A 25,494-nucleotide genomic window follows, 5' to 3' on the forward strand; every position below is an offset into this window, starting at 1 on the left:
GCGTGCCTTTACTGGCCGTGGCCCAGCAGCGCCGTCGCCGAGATCGCCGCGAGTGCCGCGACCGCCAGCTTCCAGAAATCGCGCCGCTGCTTCAGACCCGGCAGGCCGAGGGGCCTGATGATCTGAATCACCATCATGCCAAGGATGAGAAGCGAGAGTATCTTGGTCATGCCGCCTTTGATCAGGCCGGATGCGTCCTGTCAAAGCATCAGCCTTTCGTCACATGGACTGACTGGCGACAGACCTTTAAAGCAGCGCCCAAGACCGGGAGAAAAGACATGGCGTCACGCTATCGCGAAGTCTACGCGGCATGGAAAAGCGACCCAGAGAAGTTCTGGGCGGATGCCGCCAGGGATATCGATTGGTTCAAGCCCTGGGAGAAGGTCTTCGATGCGGATGCGGGCGTCTACGGACGCTGGTTCGCGGGCGCTGAATGCAACACCTGCTACAACGCGCTCGACCGCCACGTGGCGGGCGGTCGCGCCAACCAGCTTGCGCTGATCTACGACAGCCCGGTCACCGGCAAGGTCAGCAAGTTCACCTATGCCGAGGTGAAGCAGCAAGTCGTTGCACTCGCTTCCGTCCTGAAGAACCAGGGCGTCGGCAAGGGCGATCGCGTCATCATCTACATGCCGATGGTGCCTGAGGCGGTGTTTTCCATGCTGGCCTGCGCGCGGCTCGGCGCCATCCATTCGGTCGTGTTCGGCGGCTTTGCCGCGCGGGAACTCGCAACCCGCATCGACGATGCGCAGCCCAGGATGATCATCTCGGCTTCCTGCGGCGTCGAGCCGGGCCGCATCGTCGCCTACAAGCCGCTGCTCGACGGCGCCATCGAGATCGCCCACCACAAGCCGGAGCGCTGCCTCGTCCTGCAGCGCGACGAACAGCGCTGCGACCTGGTCGATGGGCGCGATCTCGATTATGCCGACCAGGTTGCGCGCGAGCGCGCCGCCGGCGCGAATGTGGATTGTGTTCCGGTTGCCGCCACTGATCCGCTCTATGTGCTCTACACCTCCGGCACGACCGGCCAGCCCAAGGGCGTGGTGCGCGACAATGGCGGCCACATGGTCATGCTCAAATGGTCGATGGAGAACGAGTTCGGCGTGAAGCCGGGCGAGGTGTTCTGGGCGGCATCGGACGTCGGCTGGGTGGTCGGGCACTCCTACATCGTCTACGCGCCGCTGCTGCACGGCTGCACCACCGTCCTGTTCGAGGGCAAGCCGGTCGGCACGCCTGACGCTGGCACCTTCTGGCGGGTGATCGCCGAGCATGGCGTCGTTGCGCTGTTCACCGCCCCGACCGCCTTCCGCGCCATCAAGGGCCAGGATCCCGAGGGCACGTTCGTGCCGAAATACGACCTGTCGCAGTTCCGCACCCTGTTCCTGGCCGGCGAGCGCGCCGACCCGGAAACCATCAAGTGGGCGGAACGGCAGCTGAAGAAACCGGTCATCGACCATTGGTGGCAGACGGAAACCGGGGCTCCCATCAGCCAGAACCCGATCGGCCTCGGCCAGCTGCCGGTGAAATACGGCTCGCCCGGCGTGCCGATGCCCGGCTACGACATGCAGATCCTCGACGATGCCGGCCATCCGGTTCCGCGCGGCACGCTCGGCAATGTGGTGATCAAGCTGCCGATGCCACCCGGATGCCTGCCGACGCTCTGGCATGCCGACGAGCGCTTCCGGCAATCCTACCTCGCCGAGTTCCCCGGCTACTACAAGACCGCGGACGCCGGGATCATCGACGACGACGGCTACCTGTTCATCATGGCGCGCACCGATGACATCATCAACGTCGCCGGCCATCGCCTCTCGACGGGCGGCATGGAGGAAGTGGTCGCCGAACATCCTGATGTCGCCGAGTGCGCCGTCGTCGGCATTGCGGATGCGATGAAGGGCCAGATCCCGTGCGCATTCGTGGTGCTGAACGCCGGCGTGGCGCGGGAACTGGTGACGGTGGAGAAGGAGATCATCCAGCTCGTCCGCGACCGCATCGGCGCGGTAGCCGCGTTGAAGACGGTGGTCACGATCAAGCGGCTGCCGAAGACGCGCTCCGGCAAGATCCTCCGTGCGACGATGCAGAAGATCGCCGACAAGGAGGAGTGGAAGATGCCGGCGACCATCGACGATCCCGCGATCCTCGACGAGATTACGGCGGCGCTGAGGGATCGGGGCATCGGGGAGTAGCGGGCCCCGCGCGTCGGACCGGCGCGGGACAATCGCTTGAAGAGATTACCCCCACCCCTCACCCCTCCCCACAAGGTGGAGGGGACGTGCCTGCCGCCATGCCCGGCCAACATCATCATCGTTTCGCGCTGAGCGAAGCCGCTGCAGGATTCCCCCTCCCCCTTGTGGGGAGGGGTTGGGGTGGGGGGTACACCCGGGTGGTCCTTTAAGCGATTGCCCCACGGACTCACGACGCCGTGTTGCGAACATATCGGAAACGATGCTTCATGCCCGGCATGAACGTCGCCGTCCGTGATTCGACCGTCCATCCCGAGCCGATAGACCATCTCGCCCGCCTCAATGCCGAGCAGCGGGCGGCGGTGGAGCATGGGGGCGGGGCGGTGGCCGGACCGCTGCTGATCATCGCCGGGGCGGGTTCCGGAAAGACCAACACGCTGGCGCACCGCGTCGCGCACCTGATGGTCAAGGGCGCCGATCCGCGCCGCATCCTCTTGATGACCTTCTCCCGGCGCGCTGCATCGGAGATGACCCGGCGGGTCGAGCGGATCGCCGGGGAGGTGCTGGGCGACAAGGCGGCGGTGCTGAGCGAGGGACTGTCCTGGGCGGGGACGTTCCATTCGGTCGGTGCGCGCCTGCTTCGCGACTACGCGCTCGAGATCGGCCTCGACCCGGCGTTCACCATACACGACCGCGAGGATTCCGCGGACCTGATGAACCTGGTCCGGCACGACCTCGGGCTGTCGAAGACCGAGAGCCGCTTCCCGGCCAAGGGCACCTGCCTCGCCATCTATTCGCGGGCGGTGAACGCCCAGGCGGAACTCGGTCAGGTGCTCGGCGCCTACTTCCCCTGGTGCATCGGCTGGGCCGACGAGCTGAAGTCGCTGTTTGCCGCCTATGTCGAGGCCAAGCAGGCGCAGAACGTGCTCGATTACGACGACCTGCTGCTCTACTGGGCGCAGATGGCCGAGGAGCCAGGCATCGCCGCGCATCTCGGCGGCCGCTTCGACCATGTGCTGGTCGACGAGTACCAGGACACCAACCGACTCCAAGCCTCTATCCTGACGGCGCTGAAGCCGGACGGGCGCGGACTGACGGTGGTCGGCGACGACGCACAGTCGATCTATTCGTTCCGTGCCGCGGAAGTGCGCAACATCCTGGACTTCCCAAAACTGTTCCCGGCGCCGGCGGACGTCGTCACCCTGGATCGCAACTACCGCTCTACCGAAACCATCCTCGCCGCCGCGAACGCGGTGATCGAAGAGGCGGAGGAACGCTTCACCAAGAACCTCTGGACGGAGCGTCGTTCTCTCGAGCGGCCGCAACTTGTGACGGTGCGCGAGGAGGCCGAACAGGCGAACTACGTCTGCGAGAAGGTGCTCGAGGCGCGGGAGGAGGGTATCGCGCTGAAGCAGCAGGCGGTGCTGTTCCGCGCGTCGCACCACTCCGGTCCGCTGGAGATCGAGCTGACGCGCCGCAACATCCCCTTCGTGAAGTTCGGCGGCCTCAAGTTCCTGGATGCCGCGCATGTGAAGGACGTGCTGGCGGTGCTGCGCATGGCGGAGAATTTTCGCGACCGCGTGGCAGGGTTTCGCGTTCTCCAGCTGCTGCCGGGCGTCGGGCCGTCCAGCGCCGCCCAGGCGCTGGAGACCATGGAGCGCTCGCTTGACGCGGCGATGGGACTTGCCGGCTTTTCCCCGCCGGCGCGCGCCGCGCCCGACTGGGCCGCCTTCGTCGACCTGTTCACCGGATTGCGGCAGAAGGCGGCGGCGTGGCCGTCGGACTTGGAGCGGGTGCGCCTGTGGTACGAGCCGCACCTTGAGCGCATGCATGAGAACGCCGCCGTGCGCCGCGCCGACCTGCTGCAGCTGGAGCAGATCGCGGCGGGATATGCGTCGCGCGAGCGCTTCCTGACCGACCTGACCCTCGACCCGCCCGACGCGACGAGCGACGAGGCCGGCCCGCCATATCTGGACGAGGACTATCTGATCCTGTCGACCATCCACTCGGCCAAGGGTCAGGAGTGGGCGAAGGTTTTCGTGCTCAACGCGGTCGACGGCTGCATTCCCTCAGACCTTGCCGTTGGCGAGCGCGAGGAGATCGAGGAGGAGCGGCGCCTGCTCTATGTCGCGATGACGCGGGCGAAGGATTCGCTTCACCTGATCACGCCGCAGCGCTTCTACGTGCACGGCCAGGCGTCGCGCGGCGACCGCCACGTCTACGCGTCGCGCACGCGCTTCATCGCGGACCACATGCTGGACAGGTTCGAGCGCGTTTCCTGGCCGCCGCCTGCGGCATCCGGCGGACGCGCGCCCCGGCCGGACGTCCGCGTCGACCTCAAGAGCCGCATGCGCGGCATGTGGCGCTAGGCGACGCACCGGGCGGCCGGCGTGCACCCTCGGCGGCGATTACGCGCCGTCAGGACGCCGGCACGTTGATTTCCGTCCGCCGTTTCGCCACTGTCCGCATCGAAAATCCGGCAGGACCGGCGAAAAAATGGAGATCAGCATGGCACTGGATGGCAAGACGGCGATCGTGACGGGAGCGGCGAGCGGCATCGGCTACGCGATCGCGGAGCGCTTCGTGCGCGACGGGGCCAAGGTCCTGCTGGCCGACCTCGACCAGGCGAAGGGCGAGAAGGCCGAGAAGGACCTGTCCAAGCTCGGCGAGGTGCGCTTCCTCAAGACAGACGTGGCGAAGCGCCTCGATGCGCACAACCTGGTCGCCGCGGCCATCGACGCGTTCGGCGATATCGATGCGCTGGTGAACAATGCGGGCATCGTGCACGGCGCCGATTTCCTCGATCTGAAGGAGGAGGATTTCGACCGTGTGCTCAGCATCAACCTGAAAGGGTCGTTCCTCGTCGGCCAGGCGGTCGCGCGCTACATGGTCGACAAGGTCAACAAGGGGGGAACGCCTGGGGTCATCGTCAACATGTCGTCTGTCAACGCGGTGTTCGCCATCGCCAACCAGGTACCGTACTCGGTCTCCAAGGGCGGCGTGAACCAGCTCACCAAGGTGATGGCGCTGTCGCTCGCGCCCTACGGGATCCGCGTCAACGCCATCGGGCCTGGCTCGATCATGACGGAGATGCTGGCATCGGTGAACTCTGACCCGGCCGCCAAGAACCGCATCCTCTCGCGCACGCCGCTCGGCCGCATCGGCGAGCCTTCGGAAATCGCCTCTATCGCGGCATTCCTGGCGTCCGACGATGCGAGCTACATCACCGGCCAGACGATCTATGCCGACGGTGGACGACTGCCGCTGAACTACACCGTCCCCGTGAAAGGTGCATGATACGATCCGCTGCTGACGGGCTGTTGTCAGGAGGCATGTGAGAGACTGGGTTCCCAGGAATGAAGAGGAACCCGTCATGAATCTCACCACGCCGTTTCGCACCGTCCAGCGCTACATCGGCAAGATAAAGACTTTCCGCGACGAGATTCGCACGGAACGTTTCATGAACGCCTTGCCGGACGAACTGCGCAAGGACATCGGCTGGCCCGACCGTTACACGAGCCGGTTCGATTGACGATTTGGAAGCATCGATTGTGCCACGCGTTTGTCTCGCGAGGCCCGCGACACTACTTGAAGCGGAGTCGCCACGGAGGACGACCAATGAACGCTCCGGCCAGGACCATCGGTTTCGTGTTCATCGACCGCTTTGCCGACTGGGAGTACGGCCTTCTGTCCGCATCGGCGGTCGAGTGGTTCGGCGCCAGCGCCGTGGCCCTGACGCCGGACGGCGAGCCGGTAACCTCCTGCAGCGGCTTCGGCCTCACCCCCGCCAGATCCACCCGGGTCGCTGACAACGGCGACCTCAATGCCGTCGCAGTCATCGGGTCGGACGCCTGGGCGAGCGAAACGCCGCCAGACGTCGCCGACCTGCTGACAGCCGTCAACGAGCGTGGCGGGGTCGTCGGCGGCATCTGCGCCGGCACCCTTGCGCTGGCCCGGGCCGGCCTGTTCGAGAATGCCAGGCACACCAGCAACGGGCGTGACTGGATCACGCACCACATGCCCGACTATGTCGGCAAGGCGCATTATGTGGACGTGCCGCACGCGGTGGCCGACCACAGGATCGTTTCCGCCCCCGGGTCGGCTCCCGGCACGTTCGCGCACCAGTTCCTGCTGACGCTGTATTCCGACCAGGAAGCGGCGTTGGCCGAGATGCGGGCCATCTTCGCGAAGGAGTACGGGGAGGCGGGACAGGCCTCCTGACAATATGCTGTCAGTAGACCCATGGCATAAGGAGAGCGTCAAACAGCGGGAGTGAGACGATGACGCAGTCCGCAGCGCCCCAGCGCGCCGCCGTCTGGTTCGAGATACCGGTTTCCGATCTCAAGCGCGGCATGGCCTTCTACGGCAGCGTGCTCCAGGCGGAGCTGAGCCTGGACGAGACGGGAGCCAACCCGACCGCCGTGTTCCCTTCACTGGATCCCATGCAGGCGGGGCACCTCTATCCCGGCAAGCCGGCCACCGGCGGCATCGGACCAACGGTGCATCTCGCCGTCTCCGATCCGATCGAGGCGGCGCTGGAGCGCGTCACGGAAGCCGGCGGCAAGGTCGTCTCGCCGGTGATCACCATACCGCCCGGCCGCTTCGCCTATTGCGTCGATCCGGACGGCAACAGTTTCGGCGTTTTCGTCTGAGGACGCGATGAAGAGCTGGACCGACAAGCTCGACGCAGGGCATTCCGTGGTGAAACCTACGCCGCGGACTGTGGGCGACGTGGTCGAGGGCCAGACGATGCTGGTTCCGACCGCACGCCAGGTCGACGACTTCATCCGCTCCATTCCTGCCGGCGTGAAGATCGACGTGCGCGCGCTGCGCACGGCGCTCGCCGTCGAGCACGGCGCCGAAGTCTCCTGCCCGGTCTACACGGGCTACCATCTGCGGACCGTCGCCGAGGCTGCGCATGAGGCGCTGGAGCGCGGCATGCCGCTGTCCGACATCACGCCGTTCTGGCGGGTGCTCGACGACGAAACCCCGACAACCAAGCGCCTCACCTTCGGCACCGAGCTGCTGAAGAGCCAACGCGCCAAAGAAGGGCTGGACTGACCAATGCGCCGCGCCGACCGTCTATTCCAGATCGTGCAGCATCTGCGTGGCGGCCGGCTGGTCACCGCCCAGAAGCTCGGCACATGGCTCGAAGTTTCCGAGCGAACCATCTACCGTGACATCGCCGACCTGCAGTCGACCGGCGTGCCGATCGATGGCGAGGCGGGTGTCGGCTACATGATGCGGGAGGGCTACGACCTTCCGCCGCTGATGTTCACACGGGACGAGATCGTCGCCCTGGTCGCCGGCGCGCGCATGGTGCGCGCGTTCGGGGGCGCCACCATGGCGCGCGCTGCGGAAGAGGCGCTGGTCAAGATCGGCGCCGTCCTGCCGGAGCAGGAAAAGGACCGCATCGCCCGCACCGAGATCCATGCACCGATGTATGTGGTCAGCGACGCGGCGCGCGCCGCGATCGACCTGATCGAACGAGCCATCGAGAAGCGGCAGGTGCTGAGCCTCGACTACCGCGACGAGGCCGGCCGCGGCACGATGCGCGACGTGCGTCCGCTCGGCCTGTGGTTCTGGGGGCGCGTCTGGACGCTGGTCGGATGGTGCGAGATGCGCGCAGACTTCCGCGCCTTCCGCATCGACCGTATCGCCGAAGTGCGCTGCGCCGAGCGCCAGTTCAAACCCGAGCGTGGCAAGCAACTCGCGGACTTCTATCGGGCCATCGAGCGCAACGAGGACATGCTGGAGACCGGTGTGCGTACGCAGGGGCGCTGACCCCCGCGTCGCCACGCGGAGTCCATTCCATTGACGATCACAACGATTGCGCGCGGGAAGGGCGTGGCTGAACGCTCTCCATCCCCTTGCACGGGGCTTACTTTCCGCGGCCTGCAATGATGCGCTGCACCATCAAAAGCGGCGGCGGCGGCCGGCATTCGCCTTGCGCAAACGTTTGCTGTTGGTTAGGTTTTTCGAGCCGGCGCTTGTGGAGGACAAGAGGCGCCAGGCCATTGGGAGGAGAGTTCCATGAACAGACGTGAATTCTTGTTGTCGTCTGCGGCAACCGGCGCGCTGATGCTCGCCCCCGCGGCATTCGCCCAGGACAAGCTGACGGTTCTCGGTTCCGTGCCGAGCCTGAGCTTTCCGTTCTTCGTGCACATGTTGAACCAGATCAAGGTGGAGGCCGGGGCTCAGGGCGTCAACCTCATCGAGAGCGACGGCCAGAATTCCGCGCCCAAGCAGACTGCCGACATCGAGTCGGCCATCGTGCAGAAAGTCAACGCCATCGTGATCTCGCCGCTCGACGTGAACGCGCTGGCGCCTGCGGTCGAGCAGGCGGTGCAGGCGGGCATTCCGGTGGTGACGATCGATCGTCGCGTCGACGGGGTCGAAGGCATCCTGGCGCATGTCGGCGCTGACAACGTGAAGGGCGGCGAGGCCGAGGCGCAGGCCGTGGTCGACGCATTCCCGAACGGCGCCAAGCTGTTCCACCTGCAGGGCCAGCCGGGCGCGGGTCCCGCGATCGACCGGAACAAGGGCGTGCACAACGTTCTCGATCCGGTGAAGGACAAGTACCAGATCATCTTCGAACAGACCGCCAATTTCGCACGCGCCGAAGCGCTGTCGGTGACGGAAGCCGGCCTTGCCGCCAACGGCAAGCCGGACGCCATCATCTGCGCGAACGACGACATGGCGCTGGGCGCAGCCGAGGCATGTGCGGCGCGCGGCTACAACGACGTCAAGATCTATGGCTTCGACGCGCTGCCGGAAGCCCTCGTGGCGGTTCGCGACGGCAAACTCGCGGGCACGGTCGAGCAGTTCCCGGGCGAGCAGTCGCGCACGGCGGTCCGCATCGCGGTCGCCTACGCCAAGGACAAGACCGAGCCCGCCGAAAAGCTGGTGCTGCTGACGCCGGTCGTCATCGGCAAGGACAATCTGGACAAGGCCGAGCGCATCGGCGAAGCCACCTGAGCTGCCTCCCAGGGCGAAAGCGATGCGCGGCGGGTCCCTTGCCCTTCAGCCCGCGCATCGCAACCGCCCGTGGTGGCTGCACCGCCTTCCTGCTTGACTTTACCGCGCAAAGATTCTGCGTTGGTGATGGCGGCCGGATGTGGACCCGACAAAACACATGACCTCCGGGAGGGAGCGAATGTCGCCAGCGCAGGTGGAGGAGCCGGCGCCGGACGACGTCCTGTTGGCCGTCGACGGCGTGACGAAGCACTTTGCCGGGGTGACTGCCCTGAACGACGTCTCGCTCGACGTGCGGCGCGGCGAGATCCTTGGCCTGCTGGGCGAGAACGGCGCCGGCAAGTCGACCCTGCTCAAGATCCTGTCCGGCGTGCAGCCGCCGACCAGCGGGCGCATGGTCTTCGACGGACAGGATTACGCACCGTCGAGCCCGCAGGACGCCAAGCGTCTCGGCATCGTCACCATCTACCAGGAACTCAGCCTCATCCCGACGCTCACCGTCGCCGAGAACATTTTTATCGGCAGGGCCCCGACCGGCCCGCTGGGCCTGGTCAATTGGCGACGCATGGAGCGCGAGTCGCGCGACATCGTCGCGCGGGTGGGCCTTAGGATCGATCCGCGCACGCCTGTTTCGGCGCTGTCGGTCGCCGAGCAGCAACTCGTCGAGATCGCCCGGGCGCTGTCGCTCCAGAGCCGCCTCATCATCATGGACGAGCCGACCTCGGCGCTCACCGAGACCGAAGTGCAGAAGCTGCTCGGCATCATGGACCAGCTCCGCAGGGACGGCGTCTCCATCATGTTCGTGACGCACCGGCTCGAAGAGGCGTCACACATCTGCGATCGCATGACCGTGCTGCGCGACGGCAAGCTGGCCGGCCATCTGAACCGCCGGGGCGGGCCGATCGAAATTCCGCGCATCATCGAGCGGATGGTCGGCCGGGCCGCGTCGGAACTCTACGCGCGGCCGACGGAACGCCACCAGGCCGGCGAGGTGGTGCTGTCGGTGCGCGGACTGCGCACCGCGCGCGATCCCGAGGCGCCGCATGCGATCGTGCTGGAAGGTGTCGACCTCGACCTGAAAGCGGGCGAGATCCTGGGCGTCGCGGGCCTCGTTGGTTCTGGCCGCACTGAGTTGGCGCGCGCCATCTTCGGCGCCGACCGCATTGCGGCCGGGACGATGACGCTCGAAGGCAAGTCGATCGCCCCGGCCTCACCTGCCGACGCCATCCGCCTCGGCATCGGGCTCGTGCCAGAGGACCGCAAGCACCAGGCGATCTTTGCGGCGCTGGGGATACTGAACAACTTCTCCATCGCGGCGCTGGGCTCCTACAGCACCGGGTTCGGCTTCATGTCCGAGAAGCGCGAGCGGGAAGCGCTGGCCACCTATAGGAAGATGCTGTCGATCCGCATGGCATCGCCCGAGCAGGCCATCGAGGGGCTGTCAGGCGGCAACCAGCAGAAGGTCATCCTGGCGCGCTGGCTGGCGCGCAACCCGAAGGTGCTGATCGTCGATGAACCGACGCGGGGCGTCGACGTCGGCGCGAAGGCGGAGGTCCACCAGATCCTGGTGCAGCTCGCCTCGCGCGGCATCGCCGTCATAATGATCTCGTCGGAACTGCCCGAGGTGCTCGCCGTCAGCGACCGGATCGTCACCATGCGGCGCGGGCGCATAACCGGCGAGATGCCGGCGACAGAAGCGAGCGAGGAGGGGCTGATGGCGCTGATGGCGCTGGACCAGCGGCAAGGGGAGGCTGCATGAGCACGACAGTTGCGGATGAGGCACGCGGCATCAACATAGCGCGGCTGCTGGTCAGTTTCGGGCCGCTGCTCTTCCTCGTGGCGCTGATGATCGTCTTCACCATCATGAAGCCGAGCTTCATTGACCCGATCAACATCTTCAACATCCTGCGCCAGATCTCGATCACCGGGTTGATCGCGCTCGGGATGACCTTCGTCATCCTCACGGCGGGCATCGACCTGTCGGTGGGTTCGCTTCTCGCGTTTTGCGGCATGGTGGCTGCGGTGGTCGCCAAGGGCGGCACAGCGAACACGCTCTCGCTCGATCCCTCCCAGGCAGCCGGCTACGGATGGTTCGCCGCGCTGATGGCGGCGATCACGGTCGGCGCTGCGGCCGGCGCCGTGCAGGGGATCGCGATCACCAGGCTCAAGGTACCGCCCTTCGTCGTCACGCTGGGCGGGCTCACCATCTTCCGAGGCCTGACGCTGACCATCTCCAATGGCGGCCCGATCTCCGGCTTCGACGCTTCGATGCGCTGGTTCGGCACCGGTCTCGTCGGGCCGGTTCCGGTGCCGGTGATCATCTTCGCCATCGCGGCGGTGCTCTGCCATATCGTCCTGCGCTACACGCGCTACGGGCGGGCGGTTTACGCGGTCGGGGGCAATGCCGAGGCGGCGCGGCTCTCCGGTCTGCGGGTCGACCGCATCCTCGTCTCGGTCTACGTCATCGTCGGCTTCTTCGCCGGCCTTGCCGCCTTCGTGCTCTCCGCGCGGCTCAATTCATCCGAGGCGGTGGCCGGCATCGGCTACGAGCTCAACGTCATCTCGGCGGTCGTGATCGGCGGCACCTCGCTGTTCGGCGGCGTCGGCTCTATCAGCGGCACGGTGGTGGGGGCGGCGCTGATCGGCGTGCTGCAGAACGGGCTGCAGTTCAACAACGTCTCTTCCTACACGCAGAGCATCGTCATCGGCCTGATCCTGATCTTCGCGGTGGCCTTCGACCGGTGGCTGAAGTCGCGGGTGAGGCGCTAGGCGCATGCAACAGAGCTTCCCCTGATGGTGACCATCAAGGACGTTGCCCGTCGCGCCAACGTCTCCTTCACGACGGTCTCGCATGTCATCAACAAGACGCGACCGGTGAGTCCGGAGACCGCCATTCGAGTGCAGGAGGCGATCGTCGACCTCGGCTATCTTCCGTCGGAAGTGGCGCGGTCGCTGAAATCCAACCGCACGCGCACGATCGGCATGATTGTGACGACGACCTCGAACCCGTTCTTCGGCGAGGTTATCCGCGGCGTCGAGCGGGCCTGCTTCGAAGCGGGCTACGCGCTGATGATCTGCAATACGGACGACGTGACCGAACATCTCGTTGCCTACATGCAGACGCTTTTCGCCAAGCGCGTCGACGCGGTGATCGTGATGACCTCCAATGCGAGCCCGGAATTTTTCGGCAGGCTCGGCCAGATCAAGCGGGTTCCGGTTGTGGCGATCGACGCGCCGTCTGGTTCGGTCGCCTCCGTCGTCTCGGACGATTCGTTCCTCGGCGGCCGCATCGTTGCTGATTTCCTCATGGACGGAGGGTTCACGCGCATCGCCTGCGTGTCAGGTCCGGTCGAGCATCCGCGCATGAAAGATCGGCTGGAGGGCTTCGCGAGCGCATTGCGCACGCGAGGGTTGGCGCTGGAGCCGGCGCTGCTGTGCCGCACGGCGCTCACGATCGAGGGTGGACGCGACGCGGCACGACGGCTGCTGGAGGCGACGCCTGAACAGCGCCCGCAGGCGATCTTCGCGCTCAGCGACATCATGGCGATCGGGCTGCTCCACGGCATCCGCGAGCTGGGCCTGACCATCCCGGAGGACGTCTCGGTGGTCGGCTATGACGACATCGAGTTCGCCGCCTATACCTTTCCCCCGCTCACAACGGTGCGCCAGCCAGCGGCGGACCTCGGAGCGGCGGCGGCGCACTCGGTCATGAACCATCTCGACCACGACCTGCCGCTACCGCCGACAGTGGCCCTGCATCCGACGCTCATCGTCAGGCAGTCCGTCAGGACCGGAGGGCCGGGACGTTCATAGGCGATGCCCGCCGGGACGCCTTTTCGTCAGGCCCGCACGTCGTTCCATTTCGGGGCGTGGCGTTTGAACTCGTCGGCCACGAACCAGCATGTCGGGGTGATCTTGAGCCCCTGTTGCCGAGCGTCGGCGAACAGCCGCTCCACCATTGCCTCGCCGATGCCGTCGCCACGATAGGGTGGCGGCACGAAGGTGTGGTCGGCGATGATGTGGTTCTCGCCCTCCTTCACGAAAGTCAGGCGCGACTGCTCGCCATTGGGCATGACCAGAAAATATCGGCCGCCCTTCGGTGTCGCCTCGAATTGAATCTGGCTGGCGATGTCGTTCATGCGATCCTCAGCAAAGCAAATGTGGCAGGCTACTGGTTCAGAACGTCCGCCCATTCGGGGTGGCGCTTGAACTGGGCGTTCGCGAACGGGCAGAGCGGGATGATCTTCTTGCCGGTGGCGCGCGCGTCCTCCACGGCGCGCGTCACCAGCCGCAGACCGACGCCCTGGCCGCGAAAGGCGTCCGGCACTTCGGTGTGGTCGATGATGATGCGCTGCTCGCCGACCCTGGTGAAGGTCATCTCGGCCTGCGCCCCATCGGGACTGCGGACGAAGTAGCGGCCCTTGGAGCCGCCGTCCTCGAGTTCGATCGCAAGGGGTGTGTCGTTCATGATGCCGTATCCGTCGCCGCGTTTTCCAGGAAGCGTTTTGCCGCCGCGACCTCGTTCGGCCGCAGTTCGTGCCCGCCCTCGTGCCACTCCAAGGTAGTGTCTGCGCCGTCGTCGCGCAAATAGGCTTCGAGGCGCGACGTCAGGCTCGGCGGGCAGATCGGGTCGCGCCGCCCGGCGGTGATCAGGATGCGCTTGCCGGCAAGGCTGCCCGCGATCTTCGGCTCGAACGGGATCAGCGGGTGCATCAGCACGGCTGCGTTGAAGAGGTCCGGCGCGGCGAAGAGGGTCGAGGCGAGGATGTTGGCGCCGTTGGAATAGCCGAGGCCGAACACCTTCCCGCCACCCTCGACGTGGGCGCGCACGAAGGCGGCCATCCTGGCGGTGGCGCGGGCCAGGTCGTCCATGTCGTAGACGCCTTCGCCGGTACGGCGGAAGAAACGGGCGGCCCCCATCTCCGAGACGTCGCCGCGCGGCGAGATGATCGCAGCATCGGGCAGCAGTTCGCGGCCGAGCGAGACGAACTGGTGCTCGTCTCCGCCGGTGCCGTGGAACAGGAAGAGAAGCGGCGCGCCGGGCGAACCCGGCAGCGTCTCGTGGATGTATGCGTCCTTCGACATCTCAGTCCTCCAGCGGTTGCAGGTGCTGTTCGAGATAGGACCGCAGGTGCGCATGCTGCTTCGGCAGCTTGAGCGCCTCGCCGAGATGGGCGGTGTCCTCGTCGCGGTCGAAACCCGGCTCGTGGGTGGCGACCTCGAACAACACGCCACCCGGCGTGCGGAAGTAGATGGCCCAGAAATAGTCGCGGTCGATCACTGGCGTCACCTGGTAGCCGGTGTCGATCAGCGCCTTGCGCACATCGAGCTGCTTTGCCTTGTTCTCCACGGCGAAGGCGACGTGGTGCACGGAACCTGCGCCGAGATCTGCGAAGGGCGCGCCCGGCAGCGTCTCGATGTCGACCACATTCGCCCCGTTTCCGTGCGGAGCTGCGAGCCGGGTGATGTTGCCCGCGATGTCGACCTCTTGGTAGCCCATGAACTTCAGCAGTTCCTTGGTGCGGTCGGCGTCCCGCAGGCGCATCGAGACGGAATGGAAGCCGCGTATCGCATCGTCGTCCGGCACGCCTCCCTTCACCCAGGCGGCGCGCTGGTCTCCCTTCGCCTCGATGAGGGCAAAACCGTCGCCGTCAGGTCCGTCGAAGTGCAGGCGGTTCTCGCCAAATCGGCTTTCGGGGTAGAGGCCGCCGACACCTTCGTCCGCAAGCCGCTTCGACCAGTAGCCGAGCGAGCCTTCCGGCACTGCGAAAGCTGTCGTGCCGACTTCGCCTGTCCCGTGGCGCGCCGCGCCGATGTTCGGGAACGGGAAGTAGGTCATCACGGAGCCCGGGGTCCCGAACTCGTCGGCATAGTAGAGATGATAGACGTCCGGCGCGTCGAAATTCACGGTCTTCTTGACCCGCCTCAGCCCCAGCGTATGGGTAAAGAAGTGGTTGTTCTGGCGGGCGTCGCCCGCCATCGATGTTACGTGGTGCAGTCCCTTGATCTGGTCGAGCATGGATTGGCTCCGTTCGTTGCGGACGACCTGGCCGTCCGTTCGCTTGGCCCCAATGTCGTGCGGCGAGCCTATCATGAAAAGCGCCGCTCCTCAGAATTGACTGTTCACACTGCGGAGACAGTGACGAGATATCGTTCAGGTCGGAGTGACGAGCCTCGGTTGCGCGGCGACCAAAATTCGGCTCCATGGATGGACTGACCTGAGGGGAAACAGATGGCCGAAAAGCGTAGGAAGCCGAACGTGTTGCTGATCACCTGCGACCAGTGGCGCGGCGAGTGCCTGTCGTCGGCGGGACATCCGGTCGTGCAGACACCGAATGCCGACCTTTTGGCAAAGGGCGGGGTGAGCTTCCGCCGGCACTATGCCGGAGCAGCGCCCTGCTCGCCCGCCCGCGCCTGCCTCTACACCGGCCTGTACCAGATGAACAATCGGGTCTGCTCGAACGGCACGCCGCTCGACGGACGCCACCTGAACATCGCACTTGCGGCGCGTGCGCTGGGCTACGACCCGACCCTGTTCGGCTACACCGACGTATCGCCCGACCCGCGACGGCACCATCCGAACGACCCGCTGCTCAGGAGCTATGAAGGCATCCTGCCCGGGTTCTCGGTGCGGCGGCAGCTCTTTGAGCATCACAGGCCCTGGCTTTCCTGGCTGTTGGCGCGCGGCGTCGATTCCAGCGCCGGTTATCCCGACATCCATCGGCCGGTGGGCGGCGCGTCCGAGCCGGTGACGTCCGCGCCGCCGATCTACTCGAGCGAGGAAACGCCGGCTGCTTTCCTGACCGACGAGTTCATCCGCTGGCATGGCGAGCAGAGCGATGCCGGCGCCTGGTTCGCGCACATATCCTTTATCAGCCCGCACCCGCCCTTCATCGTGCCGCCCCCCTTCAACACGATGTACGATCCCGCGGACGGGCCGGCCTTCAGGCGGGCGGGAAGCGTGAAAGCGGAGGCGAGGCAGCACCCCTTCGTCGAATACATGATCGACCGCCAGCGACGCGACAGCTTCATTCCCGGCGCCGAAGGAAGGGTCGCCAAATGGGACGAGGCCACGTTCCGCCAGATCCGCGCGATCTACTACGGCATGGTCTCGGAGGTGGACGCCCAGATCGGCCGCATCTGGCAGGCAATTAAGGCCGCGGGCGAATGGGAGGATACGGTGATCGTGCTGACCTCCGACCACGCCGAGCTGATGGGCGACCACTTCATGCTGGGCAAGGGCGGCTATTTCGAGGGTAGCTATCACATCCCGCTGATCGTCCATGCCCCGAACGTCACCGCGGCCGGCAGCACCGTCACCGCGTTCACCGAGGCCGTGGACGTCATGCCGACCTTGGTTGACCTGCTGGGCGGCGAGCCGCCGGCCTGGGTCGACGGCCGCTCGCTAAAGCCGTTCCTGAAGGGCAAGAAGGCGAAGAAGTGGCGCGACGCCGCGCATTGGGAGTTCGACTTCCGCAGCGTGGAACGACAGAAGCCGGAGGCCCATTTCGGCTTGCCGACGCAGCGCTGCAATCTCGCCGTCATCCGTGGCGAGCGCTACAAGTACGTCCACTTCGGCGGTCTGCCACCGGCGCTCTACGACCTTGCGGACGATCCGGACGAGACCCGGAACCTTGCAGACGACGCCGGCTACCTCGGCGTCCGCCTGGAGATGGCCGAGCAACTGCTTGCCTGGCGCGCCGAACACCTGGACCAGTCGCTGGCGCTGTCGGAACTGACGGAGAAAGGCGTGGCGGGGAAGTACGCGCCGCGGCTCTAGGAAGTCCCTAAAGCGTTGCGATCGTCTTCAGTGCGCCGTCCAGCATGTCGCCCTTCTCGTCCTTCAGCGCCGCCTCGCGCAGGCGGCGCAGCCAGTCGGCTGCGTCGGGGCGGCCCCGGAGCATGGGCAGCGCCGACAGCACGCGGTCGAACTTCGACTGCGCGCGGAGGTGCGTGTCCGAATAGCCCTTGATCAGCCGGCGGCAGTTCAGGATCTCGACGCCAAGCGCGTAGTTCTCTGCCGCCTCGTGGAGGGCCAGCCGATACCAGCGGTCGAGATGCGCCGCCTCGACCTCATGCCGGAGCAGTTTTCTGCGCCACTTGCGCAGGCCGCCGATCACCCAGAGCATGGCGAAGCCGGTCATGCTGTCGGTGCGGATACGGCGGCCGCGGTTGATGCGGCGGTCGAGCCAGGCCGCCAGCTTCGGACGGTCCTCGATGTAGTGGCCGAGCCGGGCCGGCAGGGTGCCGCAAAACTCCTCGATGCGCGGGTGGAAGAACTCGGTCACCTGCAGCACTGAGCCGTCCTTGACGCCCACCTCGCTGCGGACGCGGCGGTCGCGCGCCGAGCGCGTCTTCAGGTCGGCGACGCGGATCATGTCGTCGTAGCACATGGCGTTGGCGAGGTGTTTTGCGGCTGCGAGCGAGAGCGCATGGCCATGCTCATCGCCATCGACAGCCACGGCCCGGTCCAGCCGGTCCAGATATTCCCGCCCGTAGGCGATGTCCTGGTAGTCGACCACCTTGCGCACGCCGCGCAGCGCCATGTCGCGCACCGGCTCGGGCAGGGCGGCGACGCGCGCCGCGAGCGCCTGCCAGCAGTCGAGCAGGGACTGGGGTCCGACCGCGCCCACGAGGTCCGCGCCGCCTTTCATGGCATCGTGTGCCGAGGCCGCCCCACCCGCCTCGCTTCGCTGGGAGGGGGTGGCATGGGGCGCGATACCTGCCGACATTGCCTTCGCGGCGTCATGGGCCGCCGCGAAGGCCGCGAGGCTGGCCTTGACGCCCCGCTCGGAGGCCTTGACCGTTTCCTCGTAACTTTCACGGGGGAAGGGCAGCACGCCGGAGCCCGCCAGCGCGCCGAACAGGCTGGCGGAGATGACGGTTCCGTTGGCGGCGGCGATCTTTTCCATGTCGAAGGCGACGAAGCGCTTCGATGTGGCTTCCGCGGCTTCCCAGACTTTCTCCGACGAGGCGCGGCCGTCGCCCGGCTCGATCTTCTCCGACACGGCGGCGATGCGGTGCGACGAGGCGATCAGCGTCGTGCGCTCGGGCGTGACAAAGCCGCGCATGATGGCGCGTCCGGCCTCCATCAGTTCGGCGGCGATCAGAATGTCGACGTCGCCCTGTGACGGCGACAGCGCGAAGATGGGCAGCCTGCCGGTGTCGGGCGCCATCTCGACATAGTAGATCGTCGCCCCCGTGCGCTGTGCGACGCCTGCGACCGATGTCGACTGTGCGACGTAGCCGCTGCGCTCGGCGGCCTCCACGATCCAGTCCGACAGCACCCCGCCGCCTTGCCCGCCGACTGCGAGCACCGCGAGCTTGATGACGTCGCCCTGGCCGGGCGCGACGGGGCGGGCGGAGAGAGGGGGCGTCTTGTCAAGCATCGGCAAAGTTCAACCGGCGGCTCTCCCGGCGGCGCTGGAGGAAGCCGATCGCCCTGCGGCGAACGCCTTCGATGAAACGATCCCACCCGGTCGGGTTGTGCACCACGTCGGCGCGATAGAAGGACGGGCAGAGCACCGCCGCGTCGGCCACCTCGCCGCAGTTGCCGCAGCCGACGCAGGACTGGTCGATATGCGCCACCGGATCGTCGCGCAGCGGATCATCGAGCGACTTCACCGACAGCGAAGGGCAGCCGGAAAGCCGCATGCAGGCGTGGTCGCCAGTGCAGACGTCCTCGTCCACGCCGAAGCGCGGTTTTACCACGCGCTCGCCCTTCTTGATGGCCTCATTGACGAGGGGGCGCTCGCGGCGCTGGCGGTTCAGCATGCATTCCGACGAGGCGACGATGACCTTGGGCCCGGTCTCCCCGGTGGTCAGCGCCTCCTTCAGCGTGTCGCGCATCTTCGGCACGTCATAGGTGCGGTCGAGATGGCGCACCCACTTCACGCCCATGCCCTTCACCGCCTCGGTGATCGGGTGCTTGGTGGATTTGGAGCGGTTCGAGGCGCGCGACGAAAGGATGTCCTGCCCGCCGGTGGCAGCCGAGTAAAAATTGTCGACGATGACGATGACGCCGTCGTTCTTGTTGAAGACGGCGTTGCCGATCGAGGAGGTCAGGCCGTTGTGCCAGAAGCCGCCGTCGCCGACGAAGGAGATCGAACGCCTGGTGGCCTCGGGCGAGTTGAACGCGGAGGCGGAGGCCGGCCCCAGGCCGTAGCCCATCGTTGTCGCGCCGAGCTCGAACGGCGGCATGATCGAGAACAGGTGGCAGCCGATGTCGGACGCGATGTGGTGTTTTCCCAACTCCTGCTCGACCAGCTTCGTCGCGGCAAAGATCGGCCGCTCCGGGCAGCCGGTGCAGAAGCCGGGCGGGCGCCCGGGCACCACGCGCGACAGGTCCGGGATCTCGTCGACGTCGCCCGCCTTGTTCGGCGCGCGCACCTCGCTCGGCAGGAGCTGCGGCGCGTTCTGGCGCAGGAACGCGCCGATCCCGTCGAGCATCACCTGGCCGGTGTACTCGCCGGCCATGGGCAGCACTTCCTTGCCGACGATCTTCGTGCCGCGCCCGGCCTTGTGCAGCATGGCGGCAAACGCCTGCTCAATGTAGTTGGGCTGGCCTTCCTCGACCACGAGCACCGCATCCTTGCCCTCGCAAAAACCCAGGAACTCGTCGTCGATCAGCGGATAGACGGCGTTGAGCACGTAGATCGGGATCTCGGTGTCGCCATAGGTATCGGCGAGGCCCAACCGCTGCAGGGCGCGGATGACGCCGTTGTACATGCCGCCCTGGCAGACGATGCCGACCGTACCGCCGTCCGCACCGAAGAACTCGTTGATGCGGTTGCGGCGGATGAAGTCGACCGCCGCCGGCCAGCGTTTCGCCACCTTCTCCTTCTCATGGAGGAAGGAGGCGGGCGGCAGCACGATGCGACCGGTGTCGCGGCGGGGCGACGACAGCGCGTCGGCCACCGTCATGGCGGGCCGCTTGTTGTCCTTGGCGGTGAAGCGGCCATGCACATGGCAGCAGCGGATGCGCACCTGCAACATGACCGGCGTGTTGGAGACTTCCGACAGCTCGAATCCGTCCTCCACCGCCTTGACGATCGACGGCAGGTTCGGTCGCGGGTCGAGCAGCCAGACCTGGCTCTTCATGGCGAAGGCGTGGCTGCGCTCCTGCATGATGGAGGAGCCTTCGCCATAATCCTCGCCAACGATGATCAGCGCGCCGCCAGTGACGCCGCCGGATGCGAGATTGGCGAGCGCGTCGGACGCGACGTTGGTGCCAACCGTGGACTTGAAGGTGGCGGCGCCGCGGATCGGGTAGTGCACCGATGCGGCGAGCATGGCGGTCGCCGTGGCCTCGGAGGCGCTTGCCTCAAAATGCACGCCGAGTTCACCGAGGATGTCCTGCGCGTCGGCCAGCACGTCCATCAGATGGCTGATCGGCGCGCCCTGGTAGCCGCCGACATAGCCGACGCCGCATTCGAGCAGGGCCTTGGTGATGGCGAGAATGCCCTCGCCGGAGAATTCTTCGCCGGCTCCGAGGCGAAGTTTCTCGACTTCCTTGGCGAATGATCTCTCAGCCATGAGGCGTCTCCATTCGAGTGTCGAGCGCCCCCTCCACCACGCTTCGCGTGGGCCCCCTCCCCCGCTTCGCAGGGGAGGATCCGAGATTGCGGCCGTCAACACCGTGGGTCCTCCCCCGTTTACGGGGGAGGGGGATCGCCGAAGGCGGTGGAGGGGGCGCGCTTCTCATTCCCTCAAATCTCGTGCATGCGGATGTTGTTCAGCATCTTCTGCAGCGTGCCGATCAACGCGGCGTATTCGGCGTCGTCGATGCCGTCGAACATGCGTTCGAACGCGTCGTGCATGGCCGGCCAGGCGCGGTTGAACTCCGCGCGGCCCTTGTCGGTCAGGTACACCTTGCGCACACGGCTGTCGGACGCGTCGGGTTCGCGGCGCACGAGGCCGTGGCCTTCGAGCGCGTCCAGCGTGCGCGAAAGGGTCGACTGCTCGATGACAGTGTAGACCGAGAGGTCGCCGACCGTGACGCCGTCCATCACCGAGAGCACCGCAAGCGTGCGCACCTGCGGGATCGTTCGGTGCTGCCGCCGGAAGTTGTCGCGCAGCGTCGCGTTGTAGCGTCCCATGATGCGGTTCATGAGATAGGGCGCGAACTGCTGCAGCCCGATCTGTCCGAGGGTGGAGATGCGCTCGCGCTTGTCGGGGGCCTTCTGCTCCATCACAGCCTCTGCGCCAGGAGGAAGCCGGAGCCGCCGCCGAGGCCAGCCCCGGGATGGGTCGACGCGCCGATGTGATAGAGGCCGGGGATCTCCGTCTGGTGGTTGATGCTGCCCTTGAACGGCCGCCACAGGAACGACTGGTCGATGGTGGACGAGCCGCCATAGGGATCGCCGCCGACGAGATTGATGTTCATCGCCTCGAGGTCGGCCGGCGAATGGGCGCGTCGCGCCAGCACCGTCTCGCGGAAGCCGTCGATGTGACCGGCAAGGATCTCCTCGACGCGGTCGGCATAGGCTTCGCGCAGCACCTCGTTCCACTTGCCGTCAGCGGGCGCCGGCAGCTTGCCGGCAGCGTCGCCCCGGATATGGCGCGGCGCTTCGGGCAACTGCAGCCACAGGATCGCCCTGCCGGGCGGGCAGCGCGACGGATCGAGCGCGTGCGGCTGGCCGACGCAGATGGTGGGCGTCTCCGGAAGCAGGCCGCGCAGCGCCTCGTTGCAGGCCTTGGAAACGCCGTCGAGGCCGGGCGTGAGGTGCAGCAGGGCGACCTGCCCGAGTTCGGGATTGCGCCATGCCGGCGGACGGTCGAGCGCGTAGTGGACCTGGAAATTGCCCTTGCCGTAGCGATACGTTCTGGCGGGCTCGTCGTCCTTCCTGGGAGCTTCGCCCGCGAGCAGCCTGTCATAGAGCTGTGTCGGCGTGACCGAGCAGATGACGCCCTTCGTGGCCGAAATCTCCTCGCCGGAGGTGAGCCTGACGCCGGTTGCGCGCTCTCCGAATCGCACGACGGAGGCGACGTCCGCCCCCGTGCAGATTTCGCCTCCGCGTTCCTTGATCAGGGCTTTGAAGGCGGAGAGCAGATTGTCGGCGCCGCCCTTCACGATCGGTGCGCCGGCAGCCTCCAGCGCGAAGCCGATCACCTTGCCGATCTGGCCGGAGAAGGCGTCTTCGGGGCCGAGACCGGCGTGCAGCACCCACGGCGCCCATAGCGCGCGCGAAACGTCCGACTGGTAGCTTCCCTCCAGCCAGCTGCGCGCCGGGGTGAGCATGTCGCCGGCAAATGCCTTCAGGCCACGCGGCCCGCGCCGCCAGCCTTCGGCCAGCAGCAGCTTCAGCGTCGGCCAGCTCCACAGGCCGCCGCCGAGCAGCCCGAACAGCAGGCCGGCGTTCTTCTCGATGCCGCCGACGTCGCGGCCATACTGGTCGCCGTCGCCAGCCGCGAGGGCGTTGAGCGCCGCGATGTTGGCGGACCGGTCCATCCTCAGGATGGCATGGCTGCCGTCCGGCCGGAGCACGCCGGTCGGCGCCTTGGTGTGGCAGAACTGCAGGCCGTGGCGTGCGAGATCATTGCCGAGCGCGGCGAAAGCCGGCCCGGTGACGAACAGAACGAAGGTCGTCGCCATCACGTCGTGGGCGAAGCCCGGCGCCGTCACCTCCTCGGTGCGGATGCAGCCCCCGATGCGGTCGTTGCGCTCCAGCACCAGCACCTTGCGGCCCTTGCCGCCGAGAACGGCGGCGCAGACCAGGGCGTTGATGCCGCTGCCGACGATGATGTGGTCGGGGGAGGTCATGGTTGTCGAACGGCTCTGCACGTCTTCCCCCAGACCTTCGACCTACCCTATCTCTTCGCCACCAGCGCGAGCGCGCGCAGCGGGCTGCCGGTGCCGCGCTCGATCTTGAGCGGGGCGGCGACGAGGATCGCGCCGCGCGCCGGCAGCCGGTCGAGGTTGCACAGGCTGGCGAGCCCGTACTTGTTCGCCTTGTGCATCAGCGTGTGGGCGGGGAAGGGAGGCTCCATGCCGCCGGCCATGCCCGCGTCGGTGCCGATGGTCTCGCTGCCCCAGCCGCAGACGTCCCTGGAGATCAGGTAGTTGATCGCCTCGGCGGTCGGGCCGGGCGTATGCGGGCCGGTCTCGTTGGCGTTGAGGAATTCGGCCTCCGAGCCGTTGCGCTTGTACCAGTCGGTGCGCATGACGACCCATTCGCCGGCGTTGATCTCGCCGTGCTGCTTCTCCCACGCCTTGATGTGGTCGACGGTGAGGAGGAAGTCGTGGTTAGCCGCCGCTTCCTTCGAGCAGTCGATGACGTTGACGGGCGCGACGAACTTCTTCGCCGGGATCGTGTCGGTGGCGCCGTCGGCGTAGTCCTTGCCCGAGATCCAGTGGATCGGGGCGTCGAAGTGGGTGCCCGAATGCTCGCCCAGCTTCAGCCAGTTCCAGGCCCACCATGGGCCGTTCTTGTCGTAGTGCGAGATGGTGTGGATCTCGACCTTGGGCGTGTCGACCGCCAGGTCCGGCGGCAGCTTGATCAGCGGTGTGTCCGGCCCGAGCACGGCCGTCAGGTCGACCACCTCGATGCCACCAGAAAGCAGTTGATCGGCGAGTTCGCCAAGAAGTTTCTGTGCGTCCATCCTCGATTGTTCCCTTATAGCTCCATCCCAAGGCTCTAGCGGCCCTCACTATCCTACTAGACGAAAACATATGCATCTGCAATTATCTTTAAGCCTAAAGCAATTCGAGGGGGAGGCGTGAGCGAGTTCGACGCCATATGCATAGGTGCCGGCCACAACAGCCTGGCCTGTGCAGCGCATTTGGCCCGGAAGGGTTGGAAAGTAGGGGTTTTCGAACGAAATCCCGTACCCGGCGGCGCGGTCCAGACCCGCGAACTGACACTCCCTGGCTTTCGCCACGACTTCGGCGCGATGAATTTGAGCCTGTTTGCCGGCTCCGCGTTCCATCGGATGCATGCAAATGAATTGAAAGCGGCGGGGCTGGAGTTCGCTCCCGCCACGGACTGCTTCGCCAGCGTGTTCCCGGACGGCCGCTGGTTCGGCGTGAGCACCGATATCGAGAAGACGCTAGCGCGGCTGACCGCGTTCTCGTCTGATGACGCCGAGACCTGGCGCAAGCTCGCAGGCGGCTTCATGGACCGGGCGGAGCATCTCTTCCGCCTGCTCGGCTCGCCGATGAGCGGTCGCGCCCTGGCCGGCACTGTCTGGAACCTCTGGCGCAAGAAGGGCGCAGCAGGCGCTCTCGACCTCACCCGGCTCTTGCTTTCGTCGCCGCGCGAGTGGCTCGACGAGACGTTCCAGTCGGCTCATGTCAAGGCGACGCTCGCAGCCTGGGGCATGCATCTCGACTTCTCGCCCGATATCGCCGGCGGCGCCGTGTTCCCCTATCTCGAATCCATGGCCAGCCAGAGTTTTGGCATGGTCATCGGCAAGGGTGGAGCCGACACCATGATCCGCGCACTGGAGCGCATGGTGAAGGACGCCGGCGGCGAAGTGTACACAGGCGCGGAGGTTGCCGAGATCACGGTCGCGAACGGGCGGGCGACCGGCGTGCGCCTTGCCTCCGGCGAGACGCACAGCGCTTCCAAGGCGGTCATCGCGGGCGTCGCCCCTCGGGCGCTTGCGGACAAGCTTTTGCCCGGCGGTTCCGGCGACGCCCGCTTCGACGGGGCGATGAAGCGGTTCCGGCATGCGCCCGGCACCATGATGATCCATCTGGCGATGGACGACCTGCCCGACTGGAGCGCGGGCGAGGAGCTGCGGAAATTCGCCTATGTGCACATCGCACCCTCCCTCGACGCGATGGCGCGCACCTACCAGCAGGCGATCGAAGGGCTGCTGCCGACCGAGCCGGTGCTGGTCGTCGGCCAGCCTACGGCCATCGACCCGTCGCGCGCGCCGGAAGGCAAGCACGTGCTGTGGGTGCAGGTCCGCGTGCTGCCCGCCGACATCGTTGGCGACGCGGCCGGCGGGATCGAGCACATGCACTGGGACGAGGTGAAGGAGCTCTACGCCGACCGCGCGCTGGCGATCGCCGAGACATACGCCCCCGGGCTTTCGCGGAAGATACTCGCGCGCACGGTGTTCTCGCCGCGCGATCTGGAGCGCGAGAACCCGAATCTCGTCGGCGGCGACCAGATCTGCGGCAGCCACCACCTCACCCAGAATTTCCTGTTCAGGCCGGCGCGGGGCTTTTCTCGCGGCGAGACTCCGGTCGGGAACCTGCATCTCGTCGGCGCGGCTACCTGGCCCGGCGCCGGCGTCGGCGCGGCCTCGGGCTTCCTGCTCGCACAACGACTCGGCGGGAGGTGAGCGCCGACGTCCAGACGACATCCAGGGAAACCGGGATCGCATC

The 25,494-nt window shown here is 66.6% G+C and carries 24 protein-coding genes; 14 read left to right on the forward strand and 10 right to left on the reverse strand.

What is annotated here, in order from left to right:
• Positions 1–8 precede the first annotated feature (8 nt).
• On the reverse strand, positions 9–170 hold the full coding sequence (locus tag PD284_RS05600) for a hypothetical protein (RefSeq protein ID WP_274627230.1): 162 nt from the start codon (positions 168–170) through the stop codon (positions 9–11).
• Between the two features lie 108 nt (positions 171–278).
• Between PD284_RS05600 and PD284_RS05605 the strand changes: the two genes are divergently transcribed.
• From PD284_RS05605 to PD284_RS05660, 12 genes are all read left to right on the forward strand, one after another.
• Positions 279–2,186 (forward strand): propionyl-CoA synthetase, encoded by a 1,908-nt coding sequence (locus tag PD284_RS05605; protein ID WP_274627231.1) that lies wholly within the window; start codon positions 279–281, stop codon positions 2,184–2,186.
• A 275-nt stretch (positions 2,187–2,461) separates the two neighbouring features.
• Complete coding sequence (locus PD284_RS05610; protein ID WP_274630549.1) at positions 2,462–4,552, forward strand: ATP-dependent helicase; 2,091 nt, start codon at positions 2,462–2,464, stop codon at positions 4,550–4,552.
• 139 nt (positions 4,553–4,691) lie between these two features.
• Positions 4,692–5,480, forward strand: coding sequence for an SDR family NAD(P)-dependent oxidoreductase (locus PD284_RS05615; protein WP_274627232.1), 789 nt, complete (start codon positions 4,692–4,694; stop codon positions 5,478–5,480).
• A gap of 76 nt (positions 5,481–5,556) precedes the next feature.
• Positions 5,557–5,715 carry a hypothetical protein gene (locus PD284_RS05620; RefSeq protein WP_274627233.1) on the forward strand — a complete coding sequence of 53 codons (159 nt, stop codon included), beginning with the start codon at positions 5,557–5,559 and terminating at the stop codon, positions 5,713–5,715.
• A gap of 86 nt (positions 5,716–5,801) precedes the next feature.
• Positions 5,802–6,404 carry a DJ-1/PfpI family protein gene (locus PD284_RS05625; protein WP_274627234.1) on the forward strand — a complete coding sequence of 201 codons (603 nt, stop codon included), beginning with the start codon at positions 5,802–5,804 and terminating at the stop codon, positions 6,402–6,404.
• A gap of 59 nt (positions 6,405–6,463) precedes the next feature.
• Positions 6,464–6,835: a VOC family protein gene (locus PD284_RS05630; RefSeq protein ID WP_274627235.1), complete on the forward strand. Its 372-nt coding sequence runs from the start codon at positions 6,464–6,466 to the stop codon at positions 6,833–6,835.
• Positions 6,836–6,842: 7 nt separating this feature from the next.
• Positions 6,843–7,244: a hypothetical protein gene (locus PD284_RS05635; protein WP_274627236.1), complete on the forward strand. Its 402-nt coding sequence runs from the start codon at positions 6,843–6,845 to the stop codon at positions 7,242–7,244.
• Between the two features lie 3 nt (positions 7,245–7,247).
• A complete protein-coding gene (locus PD284_RS05640) occupies positions 7,248–7,967 on the forward strand; it encodes a helix-turn-helix transcriptional regulator (RefSeq protein ID WP_274627237.1) in 720 nt (239 codons plus the stop codon).
• Positions 7,968–8,216: 249 nt separating this feature from the next.
• Positions 8,217–9,161, forward strand: a complete 945-nt coding sequence (locus PD284_RS05645; protein WP_274627238.1) for a substrate-binding domain-containing protein — start codon at positions 8,217–8,219, stop codon at positions 9,159–9,161.
• Positions 9,162–9,339: 178 nt separating this feature from the next.
• Positions 9,340–10,917: a sugar ABC transporter ATP-binding protein gene (locus tag PD284_RS05650; RefSeq protein WP_274627239.1), complete on the forward strand. Its 1,578-nt coding sequence runs from the start codon at positions 9,340–9,342 to the stop codon at positions 10,915–10,917.
• Positions 10,914–11,927 (forward strand): ABC transporter permease, encoded by a 1,014-nt coding sequence (locus PD284_RS05655; RefSeq protein ID WP_274627240.1) that lies wholly within the window; start codon positions 10,914–10,916, stop codon positions 11,925–11,927. Before PD284_RS05650 ends, PD284_RS05655 begins: the two co-directional genes overlap by 4 nt.
• Positions 11,928–11,951: 24 nt before the next feature.
• Positions 11,952–12,971 (forward strand): LacI family DNA-binding transcriptional regulator, encoded by a 1,020-nt coding sequence (locus PD284_RS05660; protein WP_274627241.1) that lies wholly within the window; start codon positions 11,952–11,954, stop codon positions 12,969–12,971.
• Between the two features lie 26 nt (positions 12,972–12,997).
• Here PD284_RS05660 and PD284_RS05665 read toward each other — a convergent pair whose 3' ends face one another.
• The 4 genes from PD284_RS05665 to PD284_RS05680 are packed head-to-tail and all read right to left on the reverse strand — an operon-like array spanning position 12,998 to position 15,177.
• Entirely contained in the window at positions 12,998–13,297 is a 300-nt protein-coding gene (locus PD284_RS05665) for a GNAT family N-acetyltransferase (RefSeq protein ID WP_274627242.1), read from the reverse strand.
• Positions 13,298–13,326: 29 nt separating this feature from the next.
• Positions 13,327–13,626 (reverse strand): GNAT family N-acetyltransferase, encoded by a 300-nt coding sequence (locus PD284_RS05670; RefSeq protein WP_274627243.1) that lies wholly within the window; start codon positions 13,624–13,626, stop codon positions 13,327–13,329.
• Positions 13,623–14,243 carry an alpha/beta hydrolase gene (locus PD284_RS05675; RefSeq protein WP_274627244.1) on the reverse strand — a complete coding sequence of 207 codons (621 nt, stop codon included), beginning with the start codon at positions 14,241–14,243 and terminating at the stop codon, positions 13,623–13,625. Before PD284_RS05675 ends, PD284_RS05670 begins: the two co-directional genes overlap by 4 nt.
• 1 nt (position 14,244) lies before the next feature.
• The gene (locus tag PD284_RS05680; protein WP_274630550.1) at positions 14,245–15,177 is read right to left on the reverse strand and encodes a VOC family protein; all 933 of its coding nucleotides are present in this window, start codon (positions 15,175–15,177) and stop codon (positions 14,245–14,247) included.
• 213 nt (positions 15,178–15,390) lie between these two features.
• On the opposite strand from PD284_RS05680, the gene PD284_RS05685 reads away from it, so the two are divergent.
• Positions 15,391–16,938 (forward strand): alkaline phosphatase family protein, encoded by a 1,548-nt coding sequence (locus PD284_RS05685; RefSeq protein ID WP_274627245.1) that lies wholly within the window; start codon positions 15,391–15,393, stop codon positions 16,936–16,938.
• Between the two features lie 7 nt (positions 16,939–16,945).
• Here PD284_RS05685 and PD284_RS05690 read toward each other — a convergent pair whose 3' ends face one another.
• From PD284_RS05690 to PD284_RS05710, 5 genes are all read right to left on the reverse strand, one after another.
• Positions 16,946–18,547, reverse strand: a complete 1,602-nt coding sequence (locus tag PD284_RS05690) for an indolepyruvate oxidoreductase subunit beta family protein (RefSeq protein ID WP_274627246.1) — start codon at positions 18,545–18,547, stop codon at positions 16,946–16,948.
• Positions 18,540–20,693 (reverse strand): indolepyruvate ferredoxin oxidoreductase subunit alpha, encoded by a 2,154-nt coding sequence (locus tag PD284_RS05695; protein ID WP_274627247.1) that lies wholly within the window; start codon positions 20,691–20,693, stop codon positions 18,540–18,542. The genes PD284_RS05690 and PD284_RS05695 overlap by 8 nt, the downstream gene beginning before the upstream one ends.
• A gap of 173 nt (positions 20,694–20,866) precedes the next feature.
• Positions 20,867–21,349 carry a MarR family winged helix-turn-helix transcriptional regulator gene (locus PD284_RS05700; RefSeq protein ID WP_274627248.1) on the reverse strand — a complete coding sequence of 161 codons (483 nt, stop codon included), beginning with the start codon at positions 21,347–21,349 and terminating at the stop codon, positions 20,867–20,869.
• On the reverse strand, positions 21,349–22,920 hold the full coding sequence (locus tag PD284_RS05705) for a phytoene desaturase family protein (protein ID WP_274630551.1): 1,572 nt from the start codon (positions 22,918–22,920) through the stop codon (positions 21,349–21,351). The genes PD284_RS05700 and PD284_RS05705 overlap by 1 nt, the downstream gene beginning before the upstream one ends.
• A 47-nt stretch (positions 22,921–22,967) precedes the next feature.
• A complete protein-coding gene (locus PD284_RS05710; RefSeq protein ID WP_274627249.1) occupies positions 22,968–23,759 on the reverse strand; it encodes a cyclase family protein in 792 nt (263 codons plus the stop codon).
• 117 nt (positions 23,760–23,876) lie between these two features.
• Between PD284_RS05710 and PD284_RS05715 the strand changes: the two genes are divergently transcribed.
• The gene (locus PD284_RS05715; RefSeq protein ID WP_274627250.1) at positions 23,877–25,451 is read left to right on the forward strand and encodes a phytoene desaturase family protein; all 1,575 of its coding nucleotides are present in this window, start codon (positions 23,877–23,879) and stop codon (positions 25,449–25,451) included.
• Positions 25,452–25,494 lie beyond the last annotated feature (43 nt).

The sequence above is a fragment of the Mesorhizobium shangrilense genome (genome assembly GCF_028826155.1).
Classification (GTDB): domain Bacteria; phylum Pseudomonadota; class Alphaproteobacteria; order Rhizobiales; family Rhizobiaceae; genus Arvimicrobium; species Arvimicrobium flavum.

Coding starts and splice junctions, on each gene's coding strand:
- PD284_RS05600 (WP_274627230.1), bottom strand. CDS start 170: ATGACCAAGATACTCTCGCTTCTCATCCTTGGCATGATGGTGATTCAG.
- PD284_RS05605 (WP_274627231.1), top strand. CDS start 279: ATGGCGTCACGCTATCGCGAAGTCTACGCGGCATGGAAAAGCGACCCA.
- PD284_RS05610 (WP_274630549.1), top strand. CDS start 2,462: ATGAACGTCGCCGTCCGTGATTCGACCGTCCATCCCGAGCCGATAGAC.
- PD284_RS05615 (WP_274627232.1), top strand. CDS start 4,692: ATGGCACTGGATGGCAAGACGGCGATCGTGACGGGAGCGGCGAGCGGC.
- PD284_RS05620 (WP_274627233.1), top strand. CDS start 5,557: ATGAATCTCACCACGCCGTTTCGCACCGTCCAGCGCTACATCGGCAAG.
- PD284_RS05625 (WP_274627234.1), top strand. CDS start 5,802: ATGAACGCTCCGGCCAGGACCATCGGTTTCGTGTTCATCGACCGCTTT.
- PD284_RS05630 (WP_274627235.1), top strand. CDS start 6,464: ATGACGCAGTCCGCAGCGCCCCAGCGCGCCGCCGTCTGGTTCGAGATA.
- PD284_RS05635 (WP_274627236.1), top strand. CDS start 6,843: ATGAAGAGCTGGACCGACAAGCTCGACGCAGGGCATTCCGTGGTGAAA.
- PD284_RS05640 (WP_274627237.1), top strand. CDS start 7,248: ATGCGCCGCGCCGACCGTCTATTCCAGATCGTGCAGCATCTGCGTGGC.
- PD284_RS05645 (WP_274627238.1), top strand. CDS start 8,217: ATGAACAGACGTGAATTCTTGTTGTCGTCTGCGGCAACCGGCGCGCTG.
- PD284_RS05650 (WP_274627239.1), top strand. CDS start 9,340: ATGTCGCCAGCGCAGGTGGAGGAGCCGGCGCCGGACGACGTCCTGTTG.
- PD284_RS05655 (WP_274627240.1), top strand. CDS start 10,914: ATGAGCACGACAGTTGCGGATGAGGCACGCGGCATCAACATAGCGCGG.
- PD284_RS05660 (WP_274627241.1), top strand. CDS start 11,952: ATGGTGACCATCAAGGACGTTGCCCGTCGCGCCAACGTCTCCTTCACG.
- PD284_RS05665 (WP_274627242.1), bottom strand. CDS start 13,297: ATGAACGACATCGCCAGCCAGATTCAATTCGAGGCGACACCGAAGGGC.
- PD284_RS05670 (WP_274627243.1), bottom strand. CDS start 13,626: ATGAACGACACACCCCTTGCGATCGAACTCGAGGACGGCGGCTCCAAG.
- PD284_RS05675 (WP_274627244.1), bottom strand. CDS start 14,243: ATGTCGAAGGACGCATACATCCACGAGACGCTGCCGGGTTCGCCCGGC.
- PD284_RS05680 (WP_274630550.1), bottom strand. CDS start 15,177: ATGCTCGACCAGATCAAGGGACTGCACCACGTAACATCGATGGCGGGC.
- PD284_RS05685 (WP_274627245.1), top strand. CDS start 15,391: ATGGCCGAAAAGCGTAGGAAGCCGAACGTGTTGCTGATCACCTGCGAC.
- PD284_RS05690 (WP_274627246.1), bottom strand. CDS start 18,547: ATGCTTGACAAGACGCCCCCTCTCTCCGCCCGCCCCGTCGCGCCCGGC.
- PD284_RS05695 (WP_274627247.1), bottom strand. CDS start 20,693: ATGGCTGAGAGATCATTCGCCAAGGAAGTCGAGAAACTTCGCCTCGGA.
- PD284_RS05700 (WP_274627248.1), bottom strand. CDS start 21,349: ATGGAGCAGAAGGCCCCCGACAAGCGCGAGCGCATCTCCACCCTCGGA.
- PD284_RS05705 (WP_274630551.1), bottom strand. CDS start 22,920: ATGACCTCCCCCGACCACATCATCGTCGGCAGCGGCATCAACGCCCTG.
- PD284_RS05710 (WP_274627249.1), bottom strand. CDS start 23,759: ATGGACGCACAGAAACTTCTTGGCGAACTCGCCGATCAACTGCTTTCT.